The organism is Streptomyces cyaneofuscatus (assembly GCF_033109485.1).
GTDB lineage: Bacteria > Actinomycetota > Actinomycetes > Streptomycetales > Streptomycetaceae > Streptomyces > Streptomyces cyaneofuscatus.
On sequence record NZ_CP137002.1, the window covers coordinates 4,193,331 to 4,218,327 of the forward strand.

Annotated in this window: 24 protein-coding genes; 12 read left to right on the forward strand and 12 right to left on the reverse strand. The window is 68.1% G+C overall.

What is annotated here, in order from left to right:
- The first annotated feature begins 273 nt into the window (after positions 1 to 273).
- The gene (locus tag R2B67_RS18550; protein ID WP_317819608.1) at positions 274 to 1,347 is read left to right on the forward strand and encodes a PucR family transcriptional regulator; all 1,074 of its coding nucleotides are present in this window, start codon (positions 274 to 276) and stop codon (positions 1,345 to 1,347) included.
- A gap of 37 nt (positions 1,348 to 1,384) precedes the next feature.
- On the opposite strand, the gene R2B67_RS18555 is transcribed toward R2B67_RS18550, so the two are convergent.
- From R2B67_RS18555 to R2B67_RS18575, 5 genes are all read right to left on the reverse strand, one after another.
- On the reverse strand, positions 1,385 to 1,840 hold the full coding sequence (locus tag R2B67_RS18555; protein WP_317819609.1) for a tellurite resistance TerB family protein: 456 nt from the start codon (positions 1,838 to 1,840) through the stop codon (positions 1,385 to 1,387).
- Positions 1,841 to 2,127: 287 nt separating this feature from the next.
- A complete protein-coding gene (locus R2B67_RS18560) occupies positions 2,128 to 3,396 on the reverse strand; it encodes a cation:proton antiporter (protein ID WP_161268457.1) in 1,269 nt (422 codons plus the stop codon).
- A gap of 2 nt (positions 3,397 to 3,398) precedes the next feature.
- A complete protein-coding gene (locus tag R2B67_RS18565) occupies positions 3,399 to 3,869 on the reverse strand; it encodes a cation:proton antiporter regulatory subunit (protein WP_317819611.1) in 471 nt (156 codons plus the stop codon).
- Positions 3,870 to 4,083: 214 nt separating this feature from the next.
- A complete protein-coding gene (locus R2B67_RS18570) occupies positions 4,084 to 4,719 on the reverse strand; it encodes an ankyrin repeat domain-containing protein (protein ID WP_317819613.1) in 636 nt (211 codons plus the stop codon).
- A 22-nt stretch (positions 4,720 to 4,741) separates the two neighbouring features.
- Positions 4,742 to 5,299 (reverse strand): hypothetical protein, encoded by a 558-nt coding sequence (locus R2B67_RS18575; RefSeq protein WP_317819615.1) that lies wholly within the window; start codon positions 5,297 to 5,299, stop codon positions 4,742 to 4,744.
- A 1,366-nt stretch (positions 5,300 to 6,665) separates the two neighbouring features.
- Between R2B67_RS18575 and R2B67_RS18580 the strand changes: the two genes are divergently transcribed.
- The gene (locus R2B67_RS18580) at positions 6,666 to 6,875 is read left to right on the forward strand and encodes a DUF6199 family natural product biosynthesis protein (RefSeq protein ID WP_317819616.1); all 210 of its coding nucleotides are present in this window, start codon (positions 6,666 to 6,668) and stop codon (positions 6,873 to 6,875) included.
- 22 nt (positions 6,876 to 6,897) lie between these two features.
- Here R2B67_RS18580 and R2B67_RS18585 read toward each other — a convergent pair whose 3' ends face one another.
- Positions 6,898 to 7,740 carry an NAD(P)-dependent oxidoreductase gene (locus tag R2B67_RS18585; protein ID WP_317819617.1) on the reverse strand — a complete coding sequence of 281 codons (843 nt, stop codon included), beginning with the start codon at positions 7,738 to 7,740 and terminating at the stop codon, positions 6,898 to 6,900.
- A 233-nt stretch (positions 7,741 to 7,973) separates the two neighbouring features.
- Between R2B67_RS18585 and R2B67_RS18590 the strand changes: the two genes are divergently transcribed.
- The 7 genes from R2B67_RS18590 (at position 7,974) to R2B67_RS18620 (ending at position 15,838) form a co-directional block, all read left to right on the forward strand.
- On the forward strand, positions 7,974 to 9,203 hold the full coding sequence (locus R2B67_RS18590; protein WP_317819618.1) for a helix-turn-helix domain-containing protein: 1,230 nt from the start codon (positions 7,974 to 7,976) through the stop codon (positions 9,201 to 9,203).
- A gap of 283 nt (positions 9,204 to 9,486) precedes the next feature.
- On the forward strand, positions 9,487 to 9,705 hold the full coding sequence (locus tag R2B67_RS18595) for a hypothetical protein (protein ID WP_317819620.1): 219 nt from the start codon (positions 9,487 to 9,489) through the stop codon (positions 9,703 to 9,705).
- A 302-nt stretch (positions 9,706 to 10,007) separates the two neighbouring features.
- Positions 10,008 to 11,240, forward strand: coding sequence for an SIR2 family protein (locus R2B67_RS18600; protein ID WP_317819621.1), 1,233 nt, complete (start codon positions 10,008 to 10,010; stop codon positions 11,238 to 11,240).
- 107 nt (positions 11,241 to 11,347) lie between these two features.
- The gene (locus R2B67_RS18605; RefSeq protein WP_317819622.1) at positions 11,348 to 12,670 is read left to right on the forward strand and encodes a UDP-glucose dehydrogenase family protein; all 1,323 of its coding nucleotides are present in this window, start codon (positions 11,348 to 11,350) and stop codon (positions 12,668 to 12,670) included.
- A 26-nt stretch (positions 12,671 to 12,696) separates the two neighbouring features.
- On the forward strand, positions 12,697 to 13,026 hold the full coding sequence (locus R2B67_RS18610; RefSeq protein ID WP_317819624.1) for a MazG-like family protein: 330 nt from the start codon (positions 12,697 to 12,699) through the stop codon (positions 13,024 to 13,026).
- Between the two features lie 362 nt (positions 13,027 to 13,388).
- Entirely contained in the window at positions 13,389 to 14,885 is a 1,497-nt protein-coding gene (locus R2B67_RS18615; RefSeq protein WP_317819626.1) for an nSTAND3 domain-containing NTPase, read from the forward strand.
- A gap of 212 nt (positions 14,886 to 15,097) precedes the next feature.
- Positions 15,098 to 15,838: a hypothetical protein gene (locus tag R2B67_RS18620; protein ID WP_317819627.1), complete on the forward strand. Its 741-nt coding sequence runs from the start codon at positions 15,098 to 15,100 to the stop codon at positions 15,836 to 15,838.
- Between the two features lie 481 nt (positions 15,839 to 16,319).
- On the opposite strand, the gene R2B67_RS18625 is transcribed toward R2B67_RS18620, so the two are convergent.
- Positions 16,320 to 16,760, reverse strand: coding sequence for a pentapeptide repeat-containing protein (locus tag R2B67_RS18625; protein WP_317819628.1), 441 nt, complete (start codon positions 16,758 to 16,760; stop codon positions 16,320 to 16,322).
- Positions 16,761 to 17,028: 268 nt separating this feature from the next.
- Between R2B67_RS18625 and R2B67_RS18630 the strand changes: the two genes are divergently transcribed.
- Positions 17,029 to 18,105: a hypothetical protein gene (locus R2B67_RS18630; protein ID WP_317819629.1), complete on the forward strand. Its 1,077-nt coding sequence runs from the start codon at positions 17,029 to 17,031 to the stop codon at positions 18,103 to 18,105.
- Between the two features lie 121 nt (positions 18,106 to 18,226).
- Here the strand turns inward: R2B67_RS18630 and R2B67_RS18635 are convergent, their stop codons facing one another.
- The 3 genes from R2B67_RS18635 to R2B67_RS18645 all read right to left on the reverse strand — a co-directional run bounded on the left by R2B67_RS18635 (position 18,227) and on the right by R2B67_RS18645 (position 20,960).
- Positions 18,227 to 19,687, reverse strand: coding sequence for a flotillin family protein (locus tag R2B67_RS18635; RefSeq protein WP_317819631.1), 1,461 nt, complete (start codon positions 19,685 to 19,687; stop codon positions 18,227 to 18,229).
- Positions 19,688 to 19,845: 158 nt separating this feature from the next.
- On the reverse strand, positions 19,846 to 20,355 hold the full coding sequence (locus R2B67_RS18640) for an NfeD C-terminal domain-containing protein (RefSeq protein WP_317819634.1): 510 nt from the start codon (positions 20,353 to 20,355) through the stop codon (positions 19,846 to 19,848).
- Positions 20,356 to 20,459: 104 nt separating this feature from the next.
- Positions 20,460 to 20,960, reverse strand: coding sequence for a peroxiredoxin (locus R2B67_RS18645; protein WP_018514004.1), 501 nt, complete (start codon positions 20,958 to 20,960; stop codon positions 20,460 to 20,462).
- Positions 20,961 to 21,127: 167 nt separating this feature from the next.
- On the opposite strand from R2B67_RS18645, the gene R2B67_RS18650 reads away from it, so the two are divergent.
- Both R2B67_RS18650 and R2B67_RS18655 read left to right on the forward strand, forming a co-directional pair.
- The gene (locus R2B67_RS18650) at positions 21,128 to 21,868 is read left to right on the forward strand and encodes an alpha/beta fold hydrolase (RefSeq protein ID WP_317819635.1); all 741 of its coding nucleotides are present in this window, start codon (positions 21,128 to 21,130) and stop codon (positions 21,866 to 21,868) included.
- 135 nt (positions 21,869 to 22,003) lie between these two features.
- On the forward strand, positions 22,004 to 23,701 hold the full coding sequence (locus tag R2B67_RS18655; protein WP_317824901.1) for a SpoIIE family protein phosphatase: 1,698 nt from the start codon (positions 22,004 to 22,006) through the stop codon (positions 23,699 to 23,701).
- Between the two features lie 21 nt (positions 23,702 to 23,722).
- Here the strand turns inward: R2B67_RS18655 and R2B67_RS18660 are convergent, their stop codons facing one another.
- Positions 23,723 to 24,583 carry a GNAT family N-acetyltransferase gene (locus tag R2B67_RS18660; RefSeq protein WP_317819637.1) on the reverse strand — a complete coding sequence of 287 codons (861 nt, stop codon included), beginning with the start codon at positions 24,581 to 24,583 and terminating at the stop codon, positions 23,723 to 23,725.
- 85 nt (positions 24,584 to 24,668) lie between these two features.
- On the reverse strand, positions 24,669 to 24,917 hold the full coding sequence (locus R2B67_RS18665) for a hypothetical protein (protein ID WP_317819639.1): 249 nt from the start codon (positions 24,915 to 24,917) through the stop codon (positions 24,669 to 24,671).
- Positions 24,918 to 24,997 lie beyond the last annotated feature (80 nt).

The window sequence follows — 24,997 nt, forward strand, 5'->3', positions numbered from 1 at the left end:
AACCGGGTCGTTCCCCTCAGGTGCTCGCCGTCGAATCCCGAATCCCCCGTGGATCCCCGTGAATCGTCCGGCGAGCCGCCTGATTTCCCCCGTACCCCCCGTGCTCCCCCGTGTGTTCCCCCGTTGTGTTGCTGACCTGATCCTGTCATTCGAACCGCCCCCACCGCATTGCCGGATTCCGGCAATCTTTACGCTGTCCTAATGCCGGGCACCGGCACCGCCCGGCGTGCGTCGGGGAAATGACAGGACTGTTGCAAGGCTGAAGGGGAGTGCGTGGCCGAGCCGAGGATTCCCGAGGAGATGCTGGGAAATTATGCGCAGATTCTGGGTGAAGTCGCCACAACGGGACGCCGTCTGACGCGTAACGAACTGGAGATGCGCCGGGCGTTGGGCCGGGAGGCGGCCGACGCGGGCCATCAGCTGCGCGCGCTGGTGACGATGCACCTGGCCCAGACGCGCGAGGCCTGGCCACGCGAGGCTGCCGGAAACAGCCCTGCCGTGACGGACGCGGTGCTGGCCGCGGTGGAGCAGGCGGTCGACGCGTTCGCCGAGGGGTTCGAGCGGGCGCAGCGGCTCACCGTACGGCGGGAGGAGGCGGCGCGCCGCGAGTTCATCGACGATCTCCTGTACGGGCGGAGCGACTTGGTCCGCCTCGCGGAGCGGGCCACCCGCTTCGGCCTTCGGCTTTCCCGGGCGCACGCGGTCGCGGTGGCGTCGGGCCCGGAGGCGTACACGGAGACGGACGCGGTGCCGCGGAGTGTGGAGGCGGCGCTGCTGGCCCGGTTCAGCGGCCGCAAGATCCTGCTGACGACGAAGGACGGGCGGATCGTCTGCATCGCGCCCGGCAGCCAGCCCGACGTCCTGCGCTACTTCGCCAAGCAGTCGCACGCGGCGACGGACGGCGGCCAGGTCGCGATCGGCCGCCCGCACAAGGGCCCGGGCGGGGTGGTCCACAGTTACGACGAGGCGCTCGAAGCGCTCGACCTGGCGGACCGGATGGGGATGGAGGACCCGGTGCTGTACGCCTCGGATCTCCTGGTCTACCCGGTGCTGACCCGGGACCGGCAGGCGATGGCGGATCTCGTACGCAGCGAGCTGGGCCCGCTCCAGAAGGCGCGGGGCGGCGCGGAGCCGCTGCTGAGGACGCTGGCGGTCTACTTCGACGCGGGCTGCGTGGCGGCCGAGACGGCCCGCCGCCTGGCGCTGAGCGTACGGGCGTTGACGTACCGCCTGGAACGCATCCACCAGCTCACCGGCTCGGACCCGGCGGACCCGATGCACCGCTACAGCCTGCAGACGGCGGTGATCGGCGCGCGCCTGCTGGACTGGCCGGCCAAGGAGCTGTGAGGCTCCCGGCCGGCCCGTGCTACGCGGGTACGTACCCCTACAGGTCGAACTCGTGCGGCGGCAGGTCCAGGGCGAAACACGCCTCACGCACGACGGCCTGCTCCGTCTTGTCGAAGTCGCCGTCGGCGCCGCCGATGACGATGCCGATCTGGATGACGGCACGCGCCTCGGCGGGCTTCTTCTTCGCCTTGGCGATCTCCTGGAGCACGCTGACCTTGCCGAAGGCGAAGTCGGCGGTGAGCTTGTTGACGTAGTCGTTGAAGCGCCGCTGCAGGTCGTCCGCGGGGAAGTTCTGCAGGACGTCGTTGCTGGCGATGAGCGCGGCGACGCGCTGGCGCTCGGACGGGTCGATGGAGCCGTCGGCGGCGGCGACCAGAGCGCACATGGCCATGCTCGCGTCCCGGAACGCCCCCGACTTCAGGTCGTTCTTCTTCGCTTCCAGCTGCGTCTGCATAGACGAAGCGGATTCCTTGATCCGATCCCACAGGGCCATGACATCTCCATACGTTGCGGTGCAATGCCGGAACAAAAGAAAACTCTACAGACGTGTAGAAGCTAGCAGGGAGGGCGGCCCCCCGCCCCGGGTTCACGGGGTCGGCTCGACGCGCGGGGGCGAGTTCCGGACAGCACAACGGCCGGTCCGGACAGCGCAATGACCGGCCTGGACAGCAACAACGACCGGCCCGGACAGCGCTCCGGCCGGCCCGGACAGCACAACGGCCGCTCCGGACAGCCGTGGTGACGGCGTCCCGGACCGGCCGGAGCAAGACGTACGTAGGGTCAGTCGCCGCGCGCCTCGCCCGCGGGTTCCGGAGTGAGCTCGTCGTGGTCGCCGAGCCGGCGCTCGGGAGCGGCCTTCGGGGGCGCTTCCACCGCCGGGCCACCGGGCTTCACACCGCGCGCGGCCTGGATCTTCTCTGCGAGGGGCTGCGTCCACCGGGCGGTGAGCGGACCGACGATGACGAGGATGAGCACGTACGCGGTGGCCAGCGGCCCGATGCGCGGCTCGGTGGCCACGGCGAGACCGGCGATGACGATGGAGAACTCACCGCGCGCCACGAGCGTGCCGCCCGCCCGCCAGCGCCCGCGCGAACCGATGCCGGCGCGGCGGGCCGCGTACCAGCCGGTGGCGATCTTGGTGAGGACCGTGACGACGGCGAGGATGGCGGCGGGCAGCAGCACCGGCGGGATGTCGGCCGGGTTGGTGGAGAGCCCGAAGAAGACGAAGAACACGGCGGCGAACAGGTCACGCAGCGGCGTAAGAAGCTTACGAGCCCCCTCCGCGACCTCGCCGGAGAGCGCGATGCCGACGAGGAACGCGCCGACAGCGGCGGACACTTGGAGCTGCTGGGCGACGCCGGCGACGAGCACGGTGAGGCCGAGGACGACCAGGAGCAGCATCTCCGGGTTGTCGGAGGAGACCGCGCGGCTGATGAGCCGCCCGTGCCGCAGGGCCAGGTACAGCACGAACCCGACGGTGCCGAGCGCGATGACGAGGGCGAGGCTGCCACCGGCCAGGCTGACCCCGGCGAGCATGGCGGTGAGCAGCGGCAGGTAGACCGCCATCGCCAGGTCCTCCATGACGAGGACGCCGAGGATGACGGGGGTTTCGCGGTTGCCGAGCCGCCCGAGGTCGGTCATCACCTTCGCGATCACGCCGGACGACGAGATCCAGGTGACCCCGGCGAGCGCGACGGCGCCGACGGGCCCCCAGCCGAGGATCAGCGCAGCCACAGCACCGGGCGTCGCGTTGAGCACGAAGTCGACGGCCCCGGAGGGATACTGCGTCTTGAGACTGGTGACCAACTCCGAGGCGCTGTACTCCAACCCCAGCAGGAGGAGCAGCAGGATGACACCGATCTCGGCACCGACCATGGTGAACTCTTCGCTGGCGTCGAGCGGGATGAGCCCGCCGTGGCCGAAAGCGAGCCCTGCGAGCAGGTACAGCGGGATCGGCGAGAGCCCTATCCGCCCGGCGACCCGCCCGATGAGCCCGAGCCCGAGGATGACGGCGCCCAGTTCCACCAGCAGTGCAGTCGTGTCATGCACGGTCAGCCCTCCGCAATGATCTCGGAGAGCGCGTCGACGCCCTCACGCGTACCGACGGCGACGAGCGTGTCCCCGATGGCGAGTCGAAAGTCCGGTTCCGGCGAGGGGTGCGCGCTGTGCGTACGGAGTACGGCCACGATGGACGCCCCGGTCCGGGTACGCGCCCGGGTCTCCCCCAACAGCCGCCCACCGTAAGGGGATCGGGACCCGAGCGGGATGTGCTCGGTCACGAGGTCGATGCCCTCGGTCCGTACGGCGTCGATGGGCGCGGGGTCGATGAGGTGGGCCAGCGCGGTGGCCTCGGCGGGCGTCAGGGGCACCGACAACCGGCACGAATCGGGGTCGTCCTGTTCGTAGAACCCGATGAACCGCCGCCCGTCGTGGTGGACGACGACGGAGATGTGCTGCCCGGACTCGGTGGTGAAGTCGTACTGCGCACCCACTCCGGGCAAGGACGTGCGACGGGTTCCCATGACTGCCTCCCGAGGCGTGCGTCGGAGTCTCGGCGCACCTGGTGATCTCTTTATCCGGCCCATACCTTATCGGCAGGCCTGAAACCGTTCACCGTACGCAAACGGGCGACTGGACGTTCGTTCGACGACTCACCGGGGCCTCCGAACCCGGCCCCCCGGCCGACGACGGAGGACGGGAACAGAGAAGGGAACAGAGAAGGGAACAGAGGGGGGCTCAGCCCACGACACCGGCATCCCGCAGAGCGGCGACGACGAGCGCGTACGCCTCCCGCGTCTCCTGCCGCCGCTGCTCGTCCCGCACGGCCTTCGAGGCCCGCTCGGCGCCCGCGTTGGCCTCGCTCACCGCCTTCGCGGTCGGCGTCGCGCCCCGGGCGAGCAGGTGGTGCACCATGCGTACGTTCCCGAAGGCGGCGGCCCACTCCAGGGAGGTCCGGTCCTTCCTCACCTCGCCGATGTCCGCTCCACGCCGCAGGAGCAGATCCACCATCCGCGGATGCCCGTGCTCCGTGGAGGTCGCCGCTAGCACCAGCGGCGGAAAGTTCAGCCGGCCCTGCGCGCCGGTGGTGGCCCCGGCATCGAGCAGGAGCTCGGCCACGGCGACGTACCCGTACATCGCCGCCAGACCCAGCGGCGTCACCTCGCCGTACGCGCCCGCCCTCTGCCGCGGGTCCGCACCGGCATCGAGGAGCACCCGGACCACGTCCACATGCCCGGCATGCACGGCGAGGTCCAGCGCGGAACGCTTGTCTCCACCGAGGCCGTCCACCTCGGCACCATCACCCAGCAGCCGCGCCACCGCCGCAACGTCCCCGTCCTCTGCGGCGCGCGCGAGCCGATCCGTCACGTCCATCCCCGACCCGACCGAGGACGGATCAGTACTTCCCGTCGACCGGAATCCAGCCGGACCACGACTCGGGCTGGTAGAACTTCCCGGTGTCGCCGTCGTAGCGCAGGACCCGCAGGCGTACGTTCCCGGTCTCGCGGTAGTCCTTGTCGCAGGTCGCCCAGGTGTTGACGCCGAGCTTGTTGATGCAGACCTCGGCGGCGCGCCCGTAGTCGGTGTAGACGCCGACGGCCGCCGACATGCCGTCCTTCTTCGTGTCGCCCGCCCAGACGATGTCGCCGTTGTGCTGGAAGCAGCCCGTGACGCCGTAGGCGGCGGTCGAGCCGAGGCAGGTGTTCGCCCCAGGAGCCGCCTTGGCCGCCGCCGCTGCGGAGAAGGGGGCATCCGCCGTGGGCTCCAGGGAGGGGACATCGGCCCCCGCTGCCGGAGCGAACCCTTCGACGATCTTCACGCCCGCCGGCATCTGCACTTCCTGCAGATCCTCCACAGTTTCGTCGGCCACCGCGGGCACCGCAGTGAGAGCCGAGAACGCGAGTGCTGACGCACCAGCGAGAACGCTCACCTTTATGCGCCAGTTTTCACGCATTTTTCACTACCCCCGCACCTGACTCCTGTTTAGAAGTCGCCCATTGTTGAATGTGAACAGGATGTGAGGCTAAGGGATCTCTGCACGCGGGGGAAGTTACCGAAGTTTTCGTACACAGAGCAGGAGGGGCAGGCACCCACGGGTGCCTGCCCCTCCTGCTGGTCTACTGCGGTGCGGGACTTCCTGTACGGGACCTCCCTAAGCGGCCCCTACTGAGCGGGCCCTACTGAGCGTCGGGCACGTCGCCGGCCGACTCCCCGACGCTGATCTCGCCAAACGAGGGATCGACCGCACACTCCGCCGGAATCTCCTCGACCGGAACTGCACACTCCGAGGGCCCCACCACACTCTGCCCGTCCAAGGTGGGCACTCCCGCCCGCTTCCCCGTCTCGATCCGCCCCGCCATGCCTTCCAACCCTTCCACCGGCGCGGACTCCACCGAGGCGGCGGGCCCGGCGGGGGGCTGGGGAGTCTCGGCAGCACCCGAGGAGGACGAGCAGGCGGCCGCACCTGTCATGGCGAATAAGACGAGGGCGGCGGAGGCCGCGACCGTACGAAAGCGCATGAAGATCCCCCTACACGGACGCTGAAACGCCCGAATGGTCAGTTGATCTACGATGCCACAGCGCGCGACGAGGAAGGCGCGGAAACTGTGAAGAATCGGCGCTGGTGCGCGCCGTGCCGATCATGCCAACTCGCCCCATCCCAGCAGCCGGTGAGGCAACTGAGTCGGCATTCCACCTCGCGGACATCCTCGTTCTGTCGGCAAGCTGATGCGAAGTCCCCTTTGGGGCACAGAATGATCGCGTGCTTCCTCCCCGACTGCTGTGGTGCGATCCTCGGCCCACCCCCCGTTTGTCTGTTCAGGAACCAGTAACACTGATCGTCCGGGATCCCGAACTCCACGAGCCGTCCGCCGAGGACGACTGCACGGTGTTCTCGTACGTCTGCCAGGCGCATGGCCGTTTCTACCAGCGCGAGGCGTGCGGCGAGGGACCGCATCTCGTGGTGCTGCACTGCGAGAACCACGGTCCCGAAAACATGTGGCCTCAGCCCCTCATGCTCCTGTTCCCCGAAGGGTTTGAGCCCCCGCTCAGTAAGACGCAACTCAGCTGGCCGCAAGCTGAGTGGGACGCTGCCTGAGCAAGACCCGGAAGAGACGGCCCAGGACGCCGACGGGAACGCCTGCTAGCGCTGTGCCCGAAGCCTGCGGCCGGACCGGAGACGAGGGAAAAGCGGACCGGACTCTTCCGTGAAGCCGAGGGCACACGGGAGGGCATGACCCGAGCCGGTGAGCCCGGCACCAGAAGTGCGTGTCCTTTCCAGCACCTGCGGCGTCGCCCGCATGATCGAAAGGTCGGCAGTGATGATAGCGATCCTGTGCTTTTTCATCGTCATGGCGCTCGTCCAGGTCGTGAAACCGCAGTTGCTCTGGAAGATCAACCGCCCCTTGCAGAAGCCGTTCGTCAAGGACTACGACGCGACCGAACCCACGGATGCCGGATACATGGTGAGCCGCGCCGTGGGGGCGGTGGTCCTCGTGGCTTCGGTGACCATGCTGATCAACACCCTCTGACGTCCCGGGTCTTGCCTGTGGATCAGCGGCGTTCTCCTGACCGGAGATGGGAGAGGGCAAGCATGACCGGTAGGTCGTACTGGTCCCTGTCCTGCTCCCAGTAGGCGAGCACCCGAGCCGTGGCCTCGGCCATGTCCGTGGGCAGGTCAGCCGCGCGGAGAGTGTCGGCGACCTCTTCCATCTCGGTCGCCCAGCGCCAGGCTCGGGCCGCAACACTCGGCAGATAGTCCGGATCGGAGAGGATCGTAGAGATCATGACTTCGGCCTCGGCTGTGAGCTGATCACTGACCCCATGGGCGTCGGCGAGCGCGTGAGCGACACCGGCGAGGGTACGAGCGGCCTTCTGGTAACTGGCAAAGGCCATCTTCAGCGCGGAAGCGGAACCGGGTGTGTCACCGACCCGGCAGACGTGCAGCGCAGAGTCCGTGAACAGGGACGCCACCAGCTCGACGGCAGAGTCGGCCCCTGCGAGATAAAGCCGTGCCGTACGCCCCTCGCCTGGCGGCTGACCGAACACGGCACCGTCGACGACTGCGGAGCCGGGGCGGATCTCCTCGGAGATGCGCCGTACACGTTGAGGGCTGATGGCGTTGACATCGACGTACAGCCCCGCGAAGCCATGTGCGGCCACTGCCGCCGCGACGGCCCCCGCCGCCTGCGGTGGGCAGACCGAGAGAACGATCGCGGTACGGGACAGCGCTTCGGCAAGCGAGTCGCAGGCCGTGGCACCGACCTCCCTCGCGTGGCGCCACGTGTTCTCACTGCGGCCCTTGGGCACCCACAATGCCTCATTGCCGCCGGCGACGATCTCGGCGGTGATTGCCGCGCCCATGGTTCCAGGGTGGAGGACGGTCACGGTGGTCATAGGCGTCCTCCAGCGAGATACGACGTGGTGTGTTCCTCGTCCACATGATCCGCTGTCGCCCGCCAGCAACGGTGAAGGGCTCGACACCAAAGGGCCGAACACGGCTGCGGCACTCCCTGCCCCGGCAGCTCGCCTCACACTGCGGCCGCGTCATGGGTACCGTGCTGGAGACGAACTCTGTACGGACAGACCGGCGGTCGCGTCGGATCGTCCGGCGGCCGGGAGGTGTCCTGATGCTGGAAGAAGCCGAGGAGATCGGCAAGCGCGCTCGCAGGGCAAGGCTGCGGTTGGGCATACCGCAGGCCGACCTGGCAACAGCCCTGGGGAAGTCGCAGGGCTGGGTGTCGAAGATGGAACGTGGCCTGATCGAGCTGGACCGGGTCGGGCTGCTCAACCAGGTGGCCGCGGAGCTGCACGTCCATCCCAACGACCTGATCGGACGCCCGTACAGCAGTTCCCCCGACAACAGCCAGTGGCAGATCGCCGCCTCGTCGATCTTGCGCGAGCTGCGCCGCTACGACCTCGTCCCCGTCTTTGATGGGGCTCCCCGACCGGCATCACAGCTATGGCGTGAGGTGACCCGGCTGCACCGCCTGCGGGACACCGCCTCCAACGTCGCGATCCTCCGAGTTCTCCCGGATCTGTTCCGGGAGGCGCGCGCTCTGGCAGAGGACTCGGACGGGCACGAGCGGGAGGAGGCGTACGCCGTCTACGCCGTGTGCTGCAAGTTCGCGCACACCGCCGCGCACGCCCTCGGACACCCCGAGCTGGTGGCCATGGCGTGCGAACGGGCCGCGTGGTCAGCCAGGTTGTCGGGAGATCCGGTGCTGCCTGCCGTCGCCGACTGGATGCGCGTCTGGGACATGTGGGCGACGGCTGACTGGGCCGACGCTCTGACCCTCTCGGACAAGGCGATCGCCTCGGTGCAACAGCCGTACGAGCATGGTGATCCGCTGGCCGTACGGGCTTGGGGCACGCTTCAGCTTCGGGCGGCCATCTCCGCCGCTCGGGCCAACCGCCCCTCGGAAGCGGAGGACCGGATCGGACACGCGAAGGACGCGGCGGAACGCATGGACGGCTACGTCGGCGCACCGGTGTATGACCGGCATTCGCTGACGTTCTCCGCCGGGAACGTGCAGATCCACGCGATCAGCGTGGCCCTGGAAATGGGCAAGCAGGGCAAAGCTCTGGAGATAAACCGCCGCACCAGCCCGAGCCTGGTCGGGGCACTGCCCAACTCCCGTCAGGGACACCACCACATGGACGTTGCACGAGCCTGGCTGTGGGACGGAAACCGGGCAAAGGCGCTCACCGAGCTGGAGACGGCTGAACGCATCGCGCCGCAGCTCGTACGTAACCACCCCATCGCCCGTTCAACGCTCCGCAGCATCGTCTACGCCGAACGAGCAGCCACAAGGGAAAAGCTGCGGCACATGTCCGACCGCTTTCACCTGGACGGATAGGGGTCGTATTCCTCCCGCTCATATTCGAGGCTCGTCCTGTCCCTAACTTCGAGGCATGACGCGACGACGCTCTTCTCATCTACCCTCGCAGGGGACCGAGTTAGGTACGGCAGCACCCTTCGTTCCACGACTCGGCGACCTCGCCACGGACAGCGCTCGCGACGGCCGTGTCGGGGTCGTGGTCGCCCTCCCCGGTGAGGGCTCCGCCACGACGTACCACCTGCGTCCGCCCGGGGGCGGGGCCCCCTGGTCCGCGCCCGCCGACGGAACGACGCTCAGTCCCGTGCCGGTGAGGGCAACCCACGCCACGCTCTCGGCCGGACGGGACGCGGTCTACGACCCGCGGGCCAGGCAGGGATCCATTCCCATAGAGCTCCACCTGGATGACGGCTCGACCCTCGACGGCGCACTCATCCTCACCTCTGCCGAGCTGGAGCGGCTGCACCAGCAGACCAGCCGCCTCGTCGACGCACACGGACGGGCCCTCGGCGGCACCCCGTGACCGGGCCTCGGCGACGCCACGCCCGAAAGGCCGCGCCGCGCTCCGTACGCCCCGAAGGCGGAGGCATCGCGCTCACGCTTCTGGCGGTCGCCGGCCTGGCAGGCCCGGCCTGGGCACTGCGTGAGCAGGCCGCCCCGCTCCTCAACAGGCTCGGTCACCAGCCCGCCGCTGTCTCACTGGACGCGAGCCCGCCCTCCGACCACTGACTCCGCTCCGCTGTCCGGGCCGCTCGCCCACGTTCCCGGCCAATGGAGCCTGCCATGCACCCGAAACATCCAGGCGTGATTTTCCAGGGAGAGATTATGGACATCCCGTACATCGTCGTCGACCAGCTCACCCCCGACCAACAGCAGGTCTGGAAGACCTACTTCGGCGACGCCGACCGACCCCGCTACATCGAGGAAGGCATCTGGCGCCGTACGCAGGAGAAGGCCACGGCCGAACAGAGCGGCTGGACGGCCGCCGACGACGCCCGGCGGCGGATCATCCACTACCGCTACCGGTACGGCCTGGTCCCCACCACCGCCGCGCCGGCCATCGGCCTGACCGACCTGTACCTCTTCCACTCCTCTACCGCTCCAGCGGACGAGATCGACGCGCATCACGACGCCCTGTGGGACTCGCTCGCCACCGGCGGCTGGAAGGAGGCTCCCGGTGGATTCTTATGGACACGTCGGGATCTGAAGTGCCGGATCACCGAGCACGACGCCCACCCCCAGGACGCGGCGGCGGGCCGTACCCTACCCGTCGGCTACCGGAGCCTGGACGTGCAGATCGCCTCGGTGTCCTACGCACCGCCGCCCGCTGTCCGGCAGGTGCCGTGGAACGTCCTCTCCACCGGGATCAGGTGCAAGGACCGCCCCGGTACGCCGACCCGCGTCCCAGACCTGTCCGTCCTCGCGGACCTGCTGCCGTTCCAGGCGGAGATCGGCTGCGGTACGTCGGTCGAGGCGGGTATCCCGCCCCTGCACCGGCTCCACGAGATCTACCGGGTGACCGACCGCCAGGGCCACGAGCCTCGGGAACACCGCTTCACCCTCTCCCCGACAGCGGACACGCTCCTCCACGAGGTGCTGACGGAGCCGGAGGAGAAGACGGCGGAGTTCGTGGAGATGTTCCGCGCCTGCTTCCTGGCCGAACCGACTCCGGCCATGTGGGCGCTGAAGGAACTGAAGGACGCCGGTCACCTCGTCGGCCCGGTCATCACCAACAACTTCGACGTGCTCGCGGCGCGCGCCGGGCTCGACGAGTGCTTCATGCGCCGCTACGACCAGGCCGTACCCGACGTCGAGTGGGTGGACGGCGCCAAGGCCCTCCTCGTCGTCGGCCTGCACGCCGACCGACGCAAGGTCCAGGCACGCGCCCGCGCTCGCGGCATGCAGGTCGTCTACCTGGACCCGGAGGGCTTCTGGCGCGGCGGCCAGTTCATGCCGTACCCGCTGGAAGGCCCCCAGGACGGCGACCTGGTGTGCCGGGCGACCGCCGCCGAGGCCCTGCCCGCCCTCGTCAACCTGCTCAGACAGCACGCTGGTTGATCCACCTGCACGAAGAGGGCCGCGCCGGGTGTTGGCGCTAGCGTGACGCACCCGGCCGGCCCGGACTCCCCTGGGCGGGCGAGGGATAAGGAAAGGAGCGTCGACCCATGCGCGTATCCGTCATCGGCTGTGGTCATCTGGGCATCCCCCACGCCGCTGCCATGGCCGAGATCGGCCACGAGGTCATCGGCGTGGACCTGGACCAGGCGAAGATCGACCGCCTCAACGTCGGCGAGTGCCCCATCTACGAGGACGGCCTGCCCGAACTCCTCAGCACCCACACCGCCACTGGACGCCTGCGGTTCACTACCAGCCTCGCAGAGGCGGCCGAGTTCGCCGACATCCACTTCCTCGCCGTGGGCACGCCCATCGACGCGGACGGACGGAGCTACGACACCGGGCAGGTCTTCGGCGCCGCCCGCGCCCTTGCCCCGCACCTGACGCGCCCGACCGTCATTGTCGGGAAGTCCACGGTCACCGTCGGCACCTCCCGCGACCTCGGTGCTCTGCTCGCCCGTCTCTCCCCGGCCGGTGAGGACGTGGAGGTCGTCTGGAACCCCGAGTTCCTGCGCGAGGGCCACGCCATCGACGACACCCTGCGCCCCGACCGCATCGTCGTGGGCGTTCCCTCTGCCCGCGCCGAGGACGCGGTACGCGAGGTCTACGCCCCGCTCCTGGCGAACGGCATCCCGCTGTTCGTGACCGACCCCGCCACAGCCGAACTCATCAAGGGTGCCGCCAACGCCTACCTCGGCATGAAGATCTCCTTCATCAACGGCGTCGCCGACATGTGCACCGCCGCCGGAGCCGACGTCCAGCAGCTCACCGAGGCCATCGGCCTGGACCCCCGCATCGGCCGCGGCGGCCTGAACGCCGGCCCCGGCTACGGTGGCGGCTGCCTCCCGAAGGACGTCCGCGCCTTCACCGCCTCCGCCCGCACCCTGGGCGCCGCCGAGGCAGCGACCATGCTGCGCGCGGCAGAGGAGGTCAACGAATCTCGACCCACGGCCGCGCTGAAGCTCATCGAGCAGACGCTCGGCCGCCCCGTCGACGGCGTACGCATCACCGTCTGGGGCGCTTCCTTCAAGGCCGGTACCGACGACGTCCGCGAATCCCCGGCCCTGGCGATCGCCGCACTCATGCACCAGCGCGGCGCGACCGTCACCGTCCACGACCCGCACGCCGTACCCACCGCACTGCGCCGCCACCCCGAACTCGACTACTGCGAGGACCTCGAAGGCTCCGTCGAGGCGGCCGAGCTGATCGTCCTGGCCACCGAATGGCCCCACTTCCGCGAGGCCGACCCCAAGGCACTCGCCCCACTGGTCGCAAACCAGGTCCTCGTCGACCTCCGCAACCTCATCGACGCCGACGCGTGGCGCATGGCCGGATGGACCGTACGCCAGCTCGGACGACCCGCACAGGAATAGCCGAACCCATCGATCGGAGGTCCGACGTGGACACCCTGTGGGACAACATCGAGAAGCTCTCCGCCGTCTGCCGAGCGGCTGGCGCCCACCTCCCCGACGAGGAGCTCAAAGCCCTCCAGGTCGGCAAGGTCGCCGAGGAAGCCGGCGAGGCCATGCACGCCCTCCACGGCCTGAAGGACCTCACCACCTGCGGCGACGACCACACCTGGTCCGAGGTCCAGAACGACCTGGTAGGCGCAGTCATCGCAGCCCTCCTGGCCATGCACTACATCGACCCCACAGGCGCCCGGGCCACCTTCGACGAGATCCTCCACCGCCGCACGCGCAGGGGCCGAGAGTCCGCTGTGGCGGCCTGACAACCCCAGACTGCCGCTGGCCGCGCCCCACAGGGCGCGGCCAGCGGACAGTCAAAGTCATGTGCCGTGACGAGCACCTGACCCAAGCGCGGTCGAACCTTGACAATTTGACTTAACTGGGCGCTGTCGATCCACCCTCAGCTACAGGAAGCACTTCGGAGTGCAAGATTGCCACCGCTACGTCCCTCGGCTGGCCTCTTGTGCTTGCCCCAGAGCTTTGCGCTCCCCTGCGTGGTTGCCCCTTGGCTCACCCGAACTTCTGCTTGGTGGCAACACCTCGGCGTTCCGCTCCAGAGCGGTTGGCAAGTTACTTCATACCGCGGTGCCGGTCATCGATGGCGCACCAATGGCATAGTACTGCTATGCCTCGCAACTACACGGATCTCTCTCCTCACGATTTTGAAATTCTCACGAGAGACCTTCTTCAGGCAGAATTTGGCGTACTGATGGAGTCATTCCCGAAAGGGCCAGACGGGGGTGTCGATATCAGACTTCACCGAAATGGAGAAGAGTCGGTAGTAGTCCAATGCAAACACAGCCCCGGCAAGACGTTTTCGCAGATCAAGGGTCAACTAGAGTCCGAGGCGAGGAAGATTGCTGGACGTTTTTCGGCGCGATACATTTTGGTCACGTCAGCCTCAATTACACGAGCCAATAAGGCTGAAATTGCAACGATGTTCTCCGGGGTGATGCTAAACGAAGAGGATATCCTGGGCGTCGATGACATTGAGAATCTCCTGAGGCGCCATCCCGAGGTGGAGACTCGGAATTTTAAACTATGGATCACGTCGAGTGCAATTCTCGATTTTTTGGTTAATTCCGAGCTCCACAGAAGAAGCATCAGGCTGGTCGAGAAGATCGTAAGTCGCCGCAGGTTGTACGTTCACAGCGAGGCATTTCCGGCGGCCTTGCAGATCCTAGAACAACACCACGTGTGTGTCATTTCGGGTGAGCCGGGGATAGGTAAAACAACCCTTGCCGAAACCCTCCTGGTCAAGTTGATGGCCGACCATGATTGGCAACCACACATCGCCTCCGAAGATATATCGGACATCGAGCGGGTATGGAACCCGGGTAAACGCCAAGTGTTTCTCTATGATGATTTTCTAGGCCAAAATTCCCTGCTCGATAATCTGAACAAAAACGAGGATAGCCGATTGGCTCAAGTGGTCGAACGAGTTCGTAATTCGGACAACAAGCTATTGATTATGACGACGAGAGAGTACATTCTCCGTCGGGCGCAACAAGTGTACGAACCCCTCCACCGAATTCCCTCCCTCGGCGAGGGAAAGATCATTCTCAACCTTGCCTATTATACGCGTGAGCAGAAGGCGAGAATATTCTACAACCACGTTTACTTTGCGGAGCTGTCGAGCGGGTCACACTACTCGATTCTGGCCGAGAAACGGTATCGGAATATCGTAGATCATCCGAATTTCAACCCCAGGCTGATTGAGCTCGTTACGTCGAACTTTAAAAGATCCGGCGTGACGTCTGTCGGGTTCTACGACTACGTCATAAGCGCCCTAGATGACCCGAGTGATCTATGGGAGAAAATATTCCAAAGTCAGCTGTCTGAACCTGAGCGCAGCTTGCTCCTTGTCTTGGCAACGGTGCGAGGGCAATTGGAGTTCGGGGACCTTCTGCGGGCCCTCAATTTTTACCAGGATTCCTCTCAAGTCTCACGTACCAGTCGGCATCAACTTCGCCTGATCCTGAAGAAGCTACACGGAACATTCCTGAATATTAGTTCAGACGTAAGGCTGGATGACCAGCATAATGGGCTGCATCCTAAAATCCCTCTACATTCATCGGTTTCGCGAATCCCTCATTTGTGGACTATATATCTAAATATTTAGCTTCGCATCCTGATGAAATATTTCAGATGGCGCGAGGTTGCCGCTACTTCGAGCAGGCCGAAACTTTGGTGACCTGGGAAACCGGCCCTGAGTCGCCTCGATGGCCATTTGAAGACATCATTTCTATATTTTTCGGAGGAGGTTCCAAGGGGCAGCGGCGACGTCATCACGTGGAACCTCCTCGTCTAGCGCCAGGGCAACAGAATGTCCTCATGGAGGCCATGATCCGGCTCGCGAAAAGCGAGTCTTGCTATTGGGTAAAAGGGGCCGGTGAAGGGCTTCGGAGAGGATTTATATCGATTCGTAATCGGCATCTTGCGATGTTGCGCCTCAATAGCAAGTACGGAGAAAGTCTACTGCCTCAGCACCAGCTGGCTCATGTAGCGCGTGAAGCACTGGAGAGGGTGCTGTCAGGTTCTCTGAAAGATGTTACTGACGAGGTGGTGCTAATTGAGCGCCTAGTGGGCTACTCTGCCATCAGTGAAATTGTCGTGAGCCTCAGGGATGCTGCTGCTATGAGGCTCATGGAGTCATTGGGGTCACCGGTCGAATTTCGGAATACGCTGTCACTGCTCACGGAGCTTGATATCCAAGCTTCTCTGAAATCGGAACAAGCAGAGGTTGAGCTTAGGGATCGATTCTGGGATTTCGCTGAAGAGTGGGACCGTGAGGAAGCTCTTCGAGTTAATGACGTCCCGGCCTGTGAGGAGGCTATCTCGGATCTCGGCGAGACGTTGCGGGAATTCGCTCTCGATGGGTTGCTGGGTACGCCGAAATTGGAGGAGCGGCTTGTTCTCTTGCAGGAGGAGCTCGCCGAGGATTCGGAAGTTGAAGAGGATCGAGATTACCACTCGCCCTCCTTTGATTCTTTGGGAGACAAAAGGAGTACTTCGGTTGTTCAAAGTGGCCAGCCGGGTGACCCGATAGATGATCTCTTCAGTACCCTTTCTTGATGAGTCGCGAGCAAATTAGCGGAGGTCGGCGGGGCGGCTCTGTCCGGTGTCTTACTGGGTTTGGGGGCGAACATGATCAGGGGAGCCAGAGACGCCGTCGTCCTGACGTCCGGGTGATCGGAGGGGCGCAGGCCCCGGCCGGGTCCGCTGTCCTCTTTCTAAGTCTGCGGCTGCCAGGTCTGCATCATCACTCTTTGCCGCTCCAGCCCACCCGGAGCATGCACATCGGCACGTTCTGTTGTACTCCCGCCGCCCGTGCCCCATCCGCGCGCAGCGGAGCGGACAACAGCGGTCAGATACGGCTCCCAGGGACCACAGTCAGTCATCCCGTCCAACGAAAAAGAACAGGTCAGAGCACCTTCTATAGCCTATGCACCGCTGATCCCCAAGCTCAGGGCTTTTGGGGCTGGAAGCCTTCGTGTCTCCAGGCCGCGTCGGTCGGACCGCCCGTCAGCGTTTAGGTTCGAGGGGGTGGTCCGCCTCAGGCGTGCTCGCTGCGCGTTGGGGGCGGGGGCCAGCCGACCACCGCGTCGGCTTGGACGTTGCGCAGGGACGTTCCCTCGAAGCGGGCGCCTGTGATGTCTGTGGGGCCCAGGCGGGGGATGCCTGTGTTGACGCTGCTCAGTCTGGCGCCCGTCAGGTCCGTGTCGCGGAGGTCGGCGTCGCGGAGGTTGCAGCCGGCCAGGACCGCGCCTCGTAGGGAGGCTCCGCGGAGGTCGGCGCCGGTGAAGTCGCAGAACTTGAACCAGCAGCCTTCGAGGGTTGCGTGGCGCAGGTCCGCGCCTGCGAACGAGCAGCGGGCGAAGCGCAGTTGGTTCGTGTGGGTTGACGCCAGGTTCTGGTGCGTGAAGTCCTCGCCGCTTACGGCCGCGTAGCGGTGGAGCTCGGAAAGGCGTTGGCGCGCGGTCAGTGGCGTGGTCATGGAGACCAGCGTCTCAGCCGGGGTGGGGGGCGCCGTCGAGATTTCGTCAAATTGACCGTTCAACAGACAGGGCTGTGGGGGGTGATCTTGTCGCTCTGTAGGGGGACTTGGGGCCGTCTCGCGTTAGTTTGGGCGTCGGCGTTGCCTGGGCTGCTGTACGGTGATCGTGTCATCACGCTCTGTGTGTACGCATGGGGCGGCCCCCGGTGGTGTTACAGCACCTAGCCGAGGGCCTTCACCCAACTAGTGGAACCAGGAGTCCACCGGGATGCTTTGGCATGCTATCGCGCCTGTTCGGCGCTACACGAAGGTCTCGCACGACGTCATGCGTCATCCGCGTCTGAACAGCGACGCGAAGGTCTTGATCTCTTACGTTCAGGGGTTGCCCGAGGGGGAGCAGAGCGACCGCGCTCTGTCCGAGCATGCTCGTGAGGTCGGGATCAAGGGGCGGCGGTACCAGACGGCCAAGGAGCAGTTGGTCGTGAACGGGTTCGTGCATGAGCACAAAGCGCCCGGGGCGCGTGGGTTGTGGGCTACCCATCAGCTCTTCTCCAATGTGCCGTTGAGCGATGCCGATGCCCTTGTGGTGTGGCGGGAGGCTGGGGTGGGTGCCGGCGCCGGTGGGGGAACTGAAGCGGCTCCGAGTGCGCAGGTTCCGACCGTCGGTCAGCCGAGGGCTCGGAGCGTCGGTCATCAACTACCGGTAGACGAAGAACTGGGGGAGAACTCTTTCCGCCCACCCACCCAAGCGGCTGACAGTGAAGCTGCGTTGGAGGAGCTTTCGCCTGAAGAGGTGGAGGTGGAGCGGGTGTTGCTGTCCCTCCGGGAGTGTCGGCGTGATCTGCGGCTCGGTGTCGCCGAGGCGCGTTCGCTGATCGCGCCGGCCGTGGAGTGGTTACGGCGCGGGGTGTCCGGGGCGGAGCTTCGGGAGGTGCTGAGCAGTGGGCTGCCGACCGGGCGGGTGCGGTCCGCTGTCGGGTTCCTGCGGCATCGGCTCGTACAGAAGATGCCCGAGGCGCCCGCGCCTGCGCCCGTGTCTGAGCCTGCGCCTCCTGCTCTGCCTGATGTGCCTCCTGTTCCTCCGCGCGTTGCGCCTCTCGTGACCTGTGAGGGGCCCGGGAACGAGCATGTGTTCCGGGCTTATGGCGGGGCGACCTTGTGTCCCGACTGCCAGCAGGCTGCCGCCTGGGCGCGGTGGGCCGAGCGGCGTGCTGCCGATCTGGGGGTTGATCTTGCCGAGGATGCCGCCAAGGCCGTGGAGGCCGGGCGGGATCCGGATGGGTGGCGGTCTCGGCTCGCTGCCGCTGCCGCCGTGGCCACAGCGGAGGGTGTCGGCGAGCAGTAGGCCCCCGCGCGCAGTTGGCCGATTTCCGTCTCGGGGAGTGACAGGGCGGACGTGCCTGTGCCCGGCGGCGTGATGGATCCACGTCGCCGGGCACAGGGGGCGGAGCTGATGCGGGAAAGCGTCAGTCCGTGATCTCGATCTGGTCCTTGTTCTTGTTCTTGTCCTGGGTGTTCTTCTCCGGTGCGGAGGGGGAGGACGTGTCTGTCGGGGTGCTCGTGCGGCTCTTGAGGTTCTGGAGCAGCTGGGCCACGTCCACGCCCGTCGTGGAGCTGAGCAGCTCCATGCCCTGCGAGACGTTGTCGGTGACCGTACGGGCCAGCTGGCTGGCGCCGTCCGTCGAGATCACCGTCATCTTGTCGATGGCGCTCAGCGGCTCGGACGCCTTCGCGACGACCTGCGGGAGCACCTCGACCAGCATCTGGAGGACGGCCGCGTCGCCGTACTGCGCGAACGCGTCGGCCTTCTTCTGCATGGCCTCCGCCTCCGCCGCACCCTTCGCGGCGATCGACGCGGCCTCGGCCTCACCCTCGATGCGCACCGCGTCGGCCAGTGCCGAACGGTGGAGCTTCTCACCCTGACCGGTCAGGCGCGAGCGCTCCGCGTCCGCCTCGGCCTCCTTGACCTGGGCGATGCGGCGGGCCTCCGCCTCCTGCTCGGCCTGGTAGCGGGCGGCGTCGGCGGGCTTACGGACCTTGGTGTCCAGCTCGCGGTCGGTCAGGGCCGCCTGGCGCTCGGCGACCTTCTCCTGCTCCTGGAGCACTTCCTGCTGGCGGGCGGCTTCGGCGAGCGGGCCGGCGGCGTTGGCCTTGGCGGCCGCCGCTTCCGTCTCGGCCTTGATCTCGGCCTGCTTCAGGTAGTACGTCCGCTCGGCGATGGCGATCTCCTCGGCCGCCTTCAGCCGGGCCTGCTCCGAGGCGCGCTTGGCGATCGCCTCGGCGATGTCCGCCTCCTGCTTGGCGCGGGCGGCCTCCGGACGGCCGAGGTCCTCCAGGTAGGAGCCCTCGGTGGTGATGTCCTGGATCTGGAAGGCGTCCAGGATCAGGCCCTGGCCGGAGAGGCTGGTCTCGGCCTCCTCCGCGACCTGCCCGGCGAACGCGGCCCGGTCGCGGATGATGTCCTCGACCGACATACGGCCGACGATCGCGCGGAGCGCTCCGGAGAGCACCTCCTGGGTGAAGCCGACGATGCCGTCCTGCTGCTGGAGGAAGCGCTGGGCGGCGGCGCGGATCGCGTCCTCGCCACCCCCGACCTTGACGATCGCGACGCCTTCGAGGTTCGACTTCACGCCGCGCAGGGTGACCGCGCCGCGGACGGCGATCGGGATGTGCCGGCTGGAGAGGTCCAGCGTGAACTTCTGCTGGACGAACGGCACGACGAAGACGCCGCCACCGACGACGACCTTCTGGCCGCTGTTGTCGACGCTGACGAGGCCGGTGACCGGATCGGTCGACTTCTTGCCGCGGCGGCCGGTGATGATGAAGGCCTCGCTGGGCCCGGCGACCTTGTACCGCGTGATGACGACCAGGCCGAGCAGGACGAGAAGTACGACGATGCCGATGACGGCGAGAGCTACTGGACTCATGAGAGGTGTCCCCCCTGCCTCCCGGGTGGGGGACGGCAGATTGTTGTGGTGCGAGGTGCTGGTGGGGTGTCGGTGAGCGTGTCAGTGGGTGAGTGAGTGGGCGGGGCGGTGAGCGGAGGAGGTGGTGAGGGCGGTGGGAGCGGTGCCCGGTCGCGTGGTCAGCGCTCTACCGGGCGGACCGCGACCGACGTCGTCGACAGCTCCGCCTCCACCCAGATCTCCGTGCCCCGGACGACCGGCGTCGGGCACTTGGCCGCGTACTTGACGGGCTGGCCCGCCAGCCGCAGCATCACCTCGCCGTAGCCGTCGGCCGGGATGGCCGTCACGACCGTCCCGGACGTGCCGACGAGGTCGCCGCCGCGCGGCGTGGAGGAGGTCTGGTCGCGCATCAGGGCCTGGCTCAGTTTCCAGGTCAGCCAGCCCGCGACCAGACCGGCCGCGACGCCGGCGACGGTGGCCAGGAGCGGCCCGGCACCCGTGGTGCCGAGCACGATCGCCCCGCCGAAGCCGAGCATCGAGACGAAGCCGGCGATCACCGGGAGCGAGAGCAGTCCGTCGAAGAGCCCGTCGAGTACGCCGTCGAGCATCCCTTCGAGGACGCCGCCGAAGATGAGAGAAAGGGCCAGCAGGACGATTCCCGCAATGCCGAGACCGAGAAAGAAGGTCACCTGATCACTCCCTGTTCTTCGACTTCCCCCGAGATATTTCCGTCGAACTGGCTGGATGGTCCCATAGGGGGTTGGTTCGGGTCACTGCCGGATCCCGGCAATCTTTACGCGGTTTTGATGCCGGACAACTGATCCGCCAGGGTGGAAAGTGACTGGAAGGTGGCACCCAGCAACGCGACGTGCTTCCAGCGCAGGACGCCGTCCGGGCCGATGAGGAAGACCGCCCGCCGTACGCCGATGCCGGGGGCGGCGACCCCGTACGCCTTGGCGATCTCGCGGCCCTCGTCCGCCAGCAGCGGCATGCGGAGTCCGTAGGTCCGGGCGAACGACTCGTGGCTGTCCACACCCTGTGGACTGATGCCCCAGACCTCCGCGTCGAGCCCCTCGAAGGTCTCCATGCCCGAGGAGTACGAGCAGAGCTGCTTCGTGCAGACGCTCGTGTTGTCCCCGGGGTAGAAGGCCAGCACCAGAGCCCGGCCGCGGGCGGCGGAGAGGGTGTAGTCGCCGCGTTCGAAGGTGTCCCCGGGCACGGACGGACCGGACAGGACACCGCCGGGGAGCGTGAAGTCCGGTGCCGGGGTGCCGAGGGGAGGTCCTGCCGCCATGACGACTCCTTCTTATGCGTTCGTGGTACGTACATGGATGGGGGCGTGCCCGTACAGTGAACGGCACTTTCCGCTCGTTGACACGTTCGGCCCAATCCGGAACCGGGTCCGCACCGAATACGGAGGGAGCGGGGCATCGGCGCCCGCACACGGATCTGGAGGTACGCGTGGACCGACGGCCGCCGTCAGCAGCGGTTCTCGTCCTGCACGGGGGCCACGAGAACGGCACCGAGCCGCCGCCCTGGGGCCCTCTCAACCTCCCCGGCGTCCGTATGCGCCCCTTCGTCCGCGCCCTGCGCCGGGCCACCCGCGCCCGCCAGGACGGTACGGAGGTCCTCGTACGGCAGGTGCGGTACGTCCACCGGGGGTGGAACGGCCCCCGCGCCGACGCCCTCCGCGACGCCCTGGCCGCGCTCGACGCCCTCGGCGAGGAGGCCGGGGACGACATGCCGGTGATCCTCCTCGGCCACTCCATGGGCGCCCGCGCCGCCCTGCGCGCCGCCGGCCACCCCCTCGTACGCGGCGTCGTCGGCCTCGCCCCCTGGTGCCCGCCCGGCGACCCCGTGACCCAGCTCGCGGGCCGCGACGTCGTCCTCGTCCACAGCAGCCGGGACCGGATCACCAGCCCCCAGGCCACCCAGTCCCTCACCGCCCGGGCCCGCCGGGCCGGCGCCCGTACCTGCATGGTCACCGTCCGGGGCGGCGACCACGCCATGATCCGCCGCGCCCCCGCCTGGCACCGGCTCACCACCACCCTGGTCACCGGGTTGCTGGGAACCGGCAGTCTCCCGGAACCCGTCACCACCGCCCTCGGCCTGCCGCCGACCGCCGAGCCCACGGAGGGCACCCTCGATCTCGACCGGCTGCGCGCCCAGCGGGGACCGGCCGGGCTCCTGCCGAGTTCCTGACCCGTTCCGGGAGCACGGCTTCGGCGGCGCTGCGGATGCGGTGCCGGGAGCCGCCGCCCACGATGGAGGTCCGGAGGCCGATCTACGGCGGAGGAGACCCCCTTGCAGGCCGAAGCCGAAGCGTGCGGCGACGGAATGCCGTCGTCCTTCGACCCCCCGACCGTGGCCGCCCTGCTCGACGGGAACCCCGCCGGAGTCGCCGTACTCGACGCGAACCTCCGCTACACCTACGTCAACCCGGCCCTCGAACGGCTCAACGGCCTCCGCGCCGGCGCGCACATCGGCCACACGTTCTCCGAGGTGCTCCCCGAGCTCCGCGGCCAGGCCGCCGTCCTGCGCGGCGTCCTGCGCGACGGCGAACCCCGCGAACAGACGATCCGCGGCCGCACCTGGGCCGCGTCCTCCGCCGAACCCCGGTTCTGGCGCGCCACCTACCACCGGCTGGAGACGGGCGGGTCCGTCTGCGGGCTGATGGTGATCGTCGTCGAGATCAGCGACGTCGCCCGCCAGCGGGCCGAGCTCGAAGAGGCCCGCGGCCATGTGGCGCTGCTCTCCACGGCCGCCGTCCGGATCGGCACCACCCTCGACATGGACACCACCTGCCGGGAGCTCGCCGAGTTCGTCGTGCCCGCCTTCGCCGACGTGGCCGCCGTCGACGTCTTCCCGCCCGAGGTAGGCCACCCCGTACGCCGTGCCGAGCCCGGGGTCCTGCGGCTGCGGCGGGCCGCGCTGCGGGGCGCGGGGCCGCTGGACGAGCAGGTGCAGCGGTTCGGACACCCGGGGGAGTACGTCGATTTCGCGGCGGACTCCGCCGTCACCCGCTGCCTGGCCGAGAACGAGCCGGTCCTCGACGACTGGGAGGACCACCGGCGCGGCCGCTCCGCCTTCACCTCGGAGCGGATCGCCGCCTCCCAGGCCCTCGGCCTGCGCGAGGCGCTCGTCGTCCCACTCACCGCCCGGGGCGCCCAGATCGGCTCACTCAGCCTGGTCCGGGCCGACGGCTCGCCCGCCTTCACCGACCAGGACGTGCTCGTCGCCCGGGAACTCGCGGGCCGGGCCGCCGTCGACCTCGACCATGCCCGCCGCTACGACCGCGAGCACAGCATCGCCCTGGAGCTCCAGGGCTCCCTGCTCTCCGAGCCCCGCGGCCCCCACCCGCACGTGGAGATCGCCACCCGGTACCTCCCGGCCGAGCGGGGCGTCCTGGTGGGCGGCGACTGGTTCGACGTCGTACCGCTGCGGGACGGCCGCCACCTCAAGGCCATGGGCGACGTGATGGGCCACGGCGTGGAGGCGGCCGTGGCGATGAGCCACTACCGCTCGCTGCTGCGGCTGCTCGCGGGCGACGATCTGCCGCCGCACCTGATCCTGGAGCAGCTCGACGCGATGGTGGAGCGGTCGGGTCTCGACCGGGCGGCGACCTGCCTGCTCGCCGTCGTGGACCGGTTCGGCGGGGTGTGCGAGGTGGCCAGTGCGGGCCATCTGCCGCCCGTGTTCATCGACCCGGGGGAGGCCGGGGCGCGCATCGTCCCGGTGGAGTCCGGGCCGCCGCTCGGCACCGGCTTCGGCGGCTACCGGACCACCACGGTGCCGTGCGGGCCGGGGACGGTGCTGTTCATGTACACGGACGGTCTGGTGGAGCGCCGGGGCGAGGACATCGACGTGTCCGTGGGGCGGCTGGCCTCGCTCACCCTGCCCCGCACCGGGGGTCTTGAGGTCCTGCTCGACCAGGTGCTGGACCGGTTCGGCGGGGACGCTGAGGACGACATCGCGGTGCTGGCCTCCCGGATCCGGGAGGGGCCGCCGGTGCTGCGGAGGCCGGACGCGACGTGAGGACCCTGGCCAATCGGGTGTTCAGCCCAGCTCCAGGCTCGTGATGCCGTAGTACCCGGCCCGGTCGATCACCGGCTCCGGGCCCGTGTACATCCGCGCCGTGTCGAACGACGGCGTCAGCTCCAGCTCGCCCGCGAGCCGTACGGCCGCCGGGTTGACGTCCGGGACGTCGACGGCCACCGTCCCTTCCGGCAGCGTCGCCGCCAGCGCGCTCACCAGGGCCGCCGCCACCTGCGGGGAGGCGGCGTAGAGCGGGCCGATCCGGGAGGCCGCCCGGCAGTCCCGTACGACTCCGAGACCCTGGAGCTCCCCGTCGCGGACCGCCGCCAGCGCGGTCCGGCCCGGTGCGGTGATCCAGGCCGCCAGGAAGCCGTCCCGGGGCGCCGGGAAGAACCGCCGGTCGTACGCGGCGAGCTGCGCGAACGGCACGGCCCGGGCGTCGACGAGCGAGGTGCCGGGCGGCGGGGCGATGTCCGGCGGCGGGGTGCCCTCGTACCGGGCGTTGCTCCAGCAGGTACGGAAGCCCGAGCGGCGGTAGTTGTCCTGCTGGGCCGGCACCCCGTCCAGCCCGATGTTGCGGCCGGTGAGCCGGGCCGTCCCGGCCTGCCAGGTGCGCAGCCCGTAGCCCTGGCCGCGCAGGTGGGGGCGGGTCAGGTAGAAGCCCAGGAAGCCGTGGTCGGGGCCGTACCGCACGACGGAGACGGAGGTGACCGGCGCACCGCCGAGGCGGCCGATCAGGAAGCCGCCGGGGTCGGTCGGGAAGAAGACCCCGCCGTCGGTGAGGCCGGGGTTCCAGCCCTCCTCATGGGCCCAGGCGCCCAGCGTCACGATGTCCTCGGCGCTGGCCGCGGTGATCTCGAAGTCCTCGACAGGGTTCGGCACGGCACAGTCGTACCCAGGGCGGGGGCCGTTCAGTGATCGGTGGTTACGCCGTTGGGGTGATGGCTGGCGGGGTGATCGGGGGGCCTTATGCCGCTTCCGGGTTCTCGTGGCGCCGGCCGCGCAGCTGCCGCAGGATCAGGGCGGCCGAGGTGATCAGCGGCAGCATGCCCGCCACCGCGTCGGCGGTGTTCAGCTTGTCGTGCGAACCCCTGGCCCGGCGCACCTGCTTGGACGCCCTGATGACGGCGAGCGCGCTGCTGCCCAGGCTCAGCGCCAGCCCCACCTTGCTGCCGCGCAGCCCCTTGGCGGGTGCGGAGCGGTTCTTCTTCGCCATCGGAGGTACCTCCACGGGGTGCGGTGCGGGGTGTTCCGGACTCGCCCGTTCCACGTAACCGGGTCCGCCCCGCCCCCGCA

Excerpts from the sequence above, each read along its gene's own strand:
- R2B67_RS18555 (WP_317819609.1), bottom strand. The coding sequence starts at position 1,840 with ATGGCCCTGTGGGATCGGATCAAGGAATCCGCTTCGTCTATGCAGACG.
- R2B67_RS18565 (WP_317819611.1), bottom strand. The coding sequence starts at position 3,869 with ATGGGAACCCGTCGCACGTCCTTGCCCGGAGTGGGTGCGCAGTACGAC.
- R2B67_RS18570 (WP_317819613.1), bottom strand. The coding sequence starts at position 4,719 with ATGGACGTGACGGATCGGCTCGCGCGCGCCGCAGAGGACGGGGACGTT.
- R2B67_RS18575 (WP_317819615.1), bottom strand. The coding sequence starts at position 5,299 with ATGCGTGAAAACTGGCGCATAAAGGTGAGCGTTCTCGCTGGTGCGTCA.
- R2B67_RS18580 (WP_317819616.1), top strand. The coding sequence starts at position 6,666 with ATGATAGCGATCCTGTGCTTTTTCATCGTCATGGCGCTCGTCCAGGTC.
- R2B67_RS18585 (WP_317819617.1), bottom strand. The coding sequence starts at position 7,740 with ATGACCACCGTGACCGTCCTCCACCCTGGAACCATGGGCGCGGCAATC.
- R2B67_RS18590 (WP_317819618.1), top strand. The coding sequence starts at position 7,974 with ATGCTGGAAGAAGCCGAGGAGATCGGCAAGCGCGCTCGCAGGGCAAGG.
- R2B67_RS18600 (WP_317819621.1), top strand. The coding sequence starts at position 10,008 with ATGGACATCCCGTACATCGTCGTCGACCAGCTCACCCCCGACCAACAG.
- R2B67_RS18605 (WP_317819622.1), top strand. The coding sequence starts at position 11,348 with ATGCGCGTATCCGTCATCGGCTGTGGTCATCTGGGCATCCCCCACGCC.
- R2B67_RS18615 (WP_317819626.1), top strand. The coding sequence starts at position 13,389 with ATGCCTCGCAACTACACGGATCTCTCTCCTCACGATTTTGAAATTCTC.
- R2B67_RS18620 (WP_317819627.1), top strand. The coding sequence starts at position 15,098 with ATGGAGGCCATGATCCGGCTCGCGAAAAGCGAGTCTTGCTATTGGGTA.
- R2B67_RS18625 (WP_317819628.1), bottom strand. The coding sequence starts at position 16,760 with ATGACCACGCCACTGACCGCGCGCCAACGCCTTTCCGAGCTCCACCGC.
- R2B67_RS18630 (WP_317819629.1), top strand. The coding sequence starts at position 17,029 with ATGCTTTGGCATGCTATCGCGCCTGTTCGGCGCTACACGAAGGTCTCG.
- R2B67_RS18635 (WP_317819631.1), bottom strand. The coding sequence starts at position 19,687 with ATGAGTCCAGTAGCTCTCGCCGTCATCGGCATCGTCGTACTTCTCGTC.
- R2B67_RS18645 (WP_018514004.1), bottom strand. The coding sequence starts at position 20,960 with ATGGCGGCAGGACCTCCCCTCGGCACCCCGGCACCGGACTTCACGCTC.
- R2B67_RS18655 (WP_317824901.1), top strand. The coding sequence starts at position 22,004 with ATGCCGTCGTCCTTCGACCCCCCGACCGTGGCCGCCCTGCTCGACGGG.
- R2B67_RS18665 (WP_317819639.1), bottom strand. The coding sequence starts at position 24,917 with ATGGCGAAGAAGAACCGCTCCGCACCCGCCAAGGGGCTGCGCGGCAGC.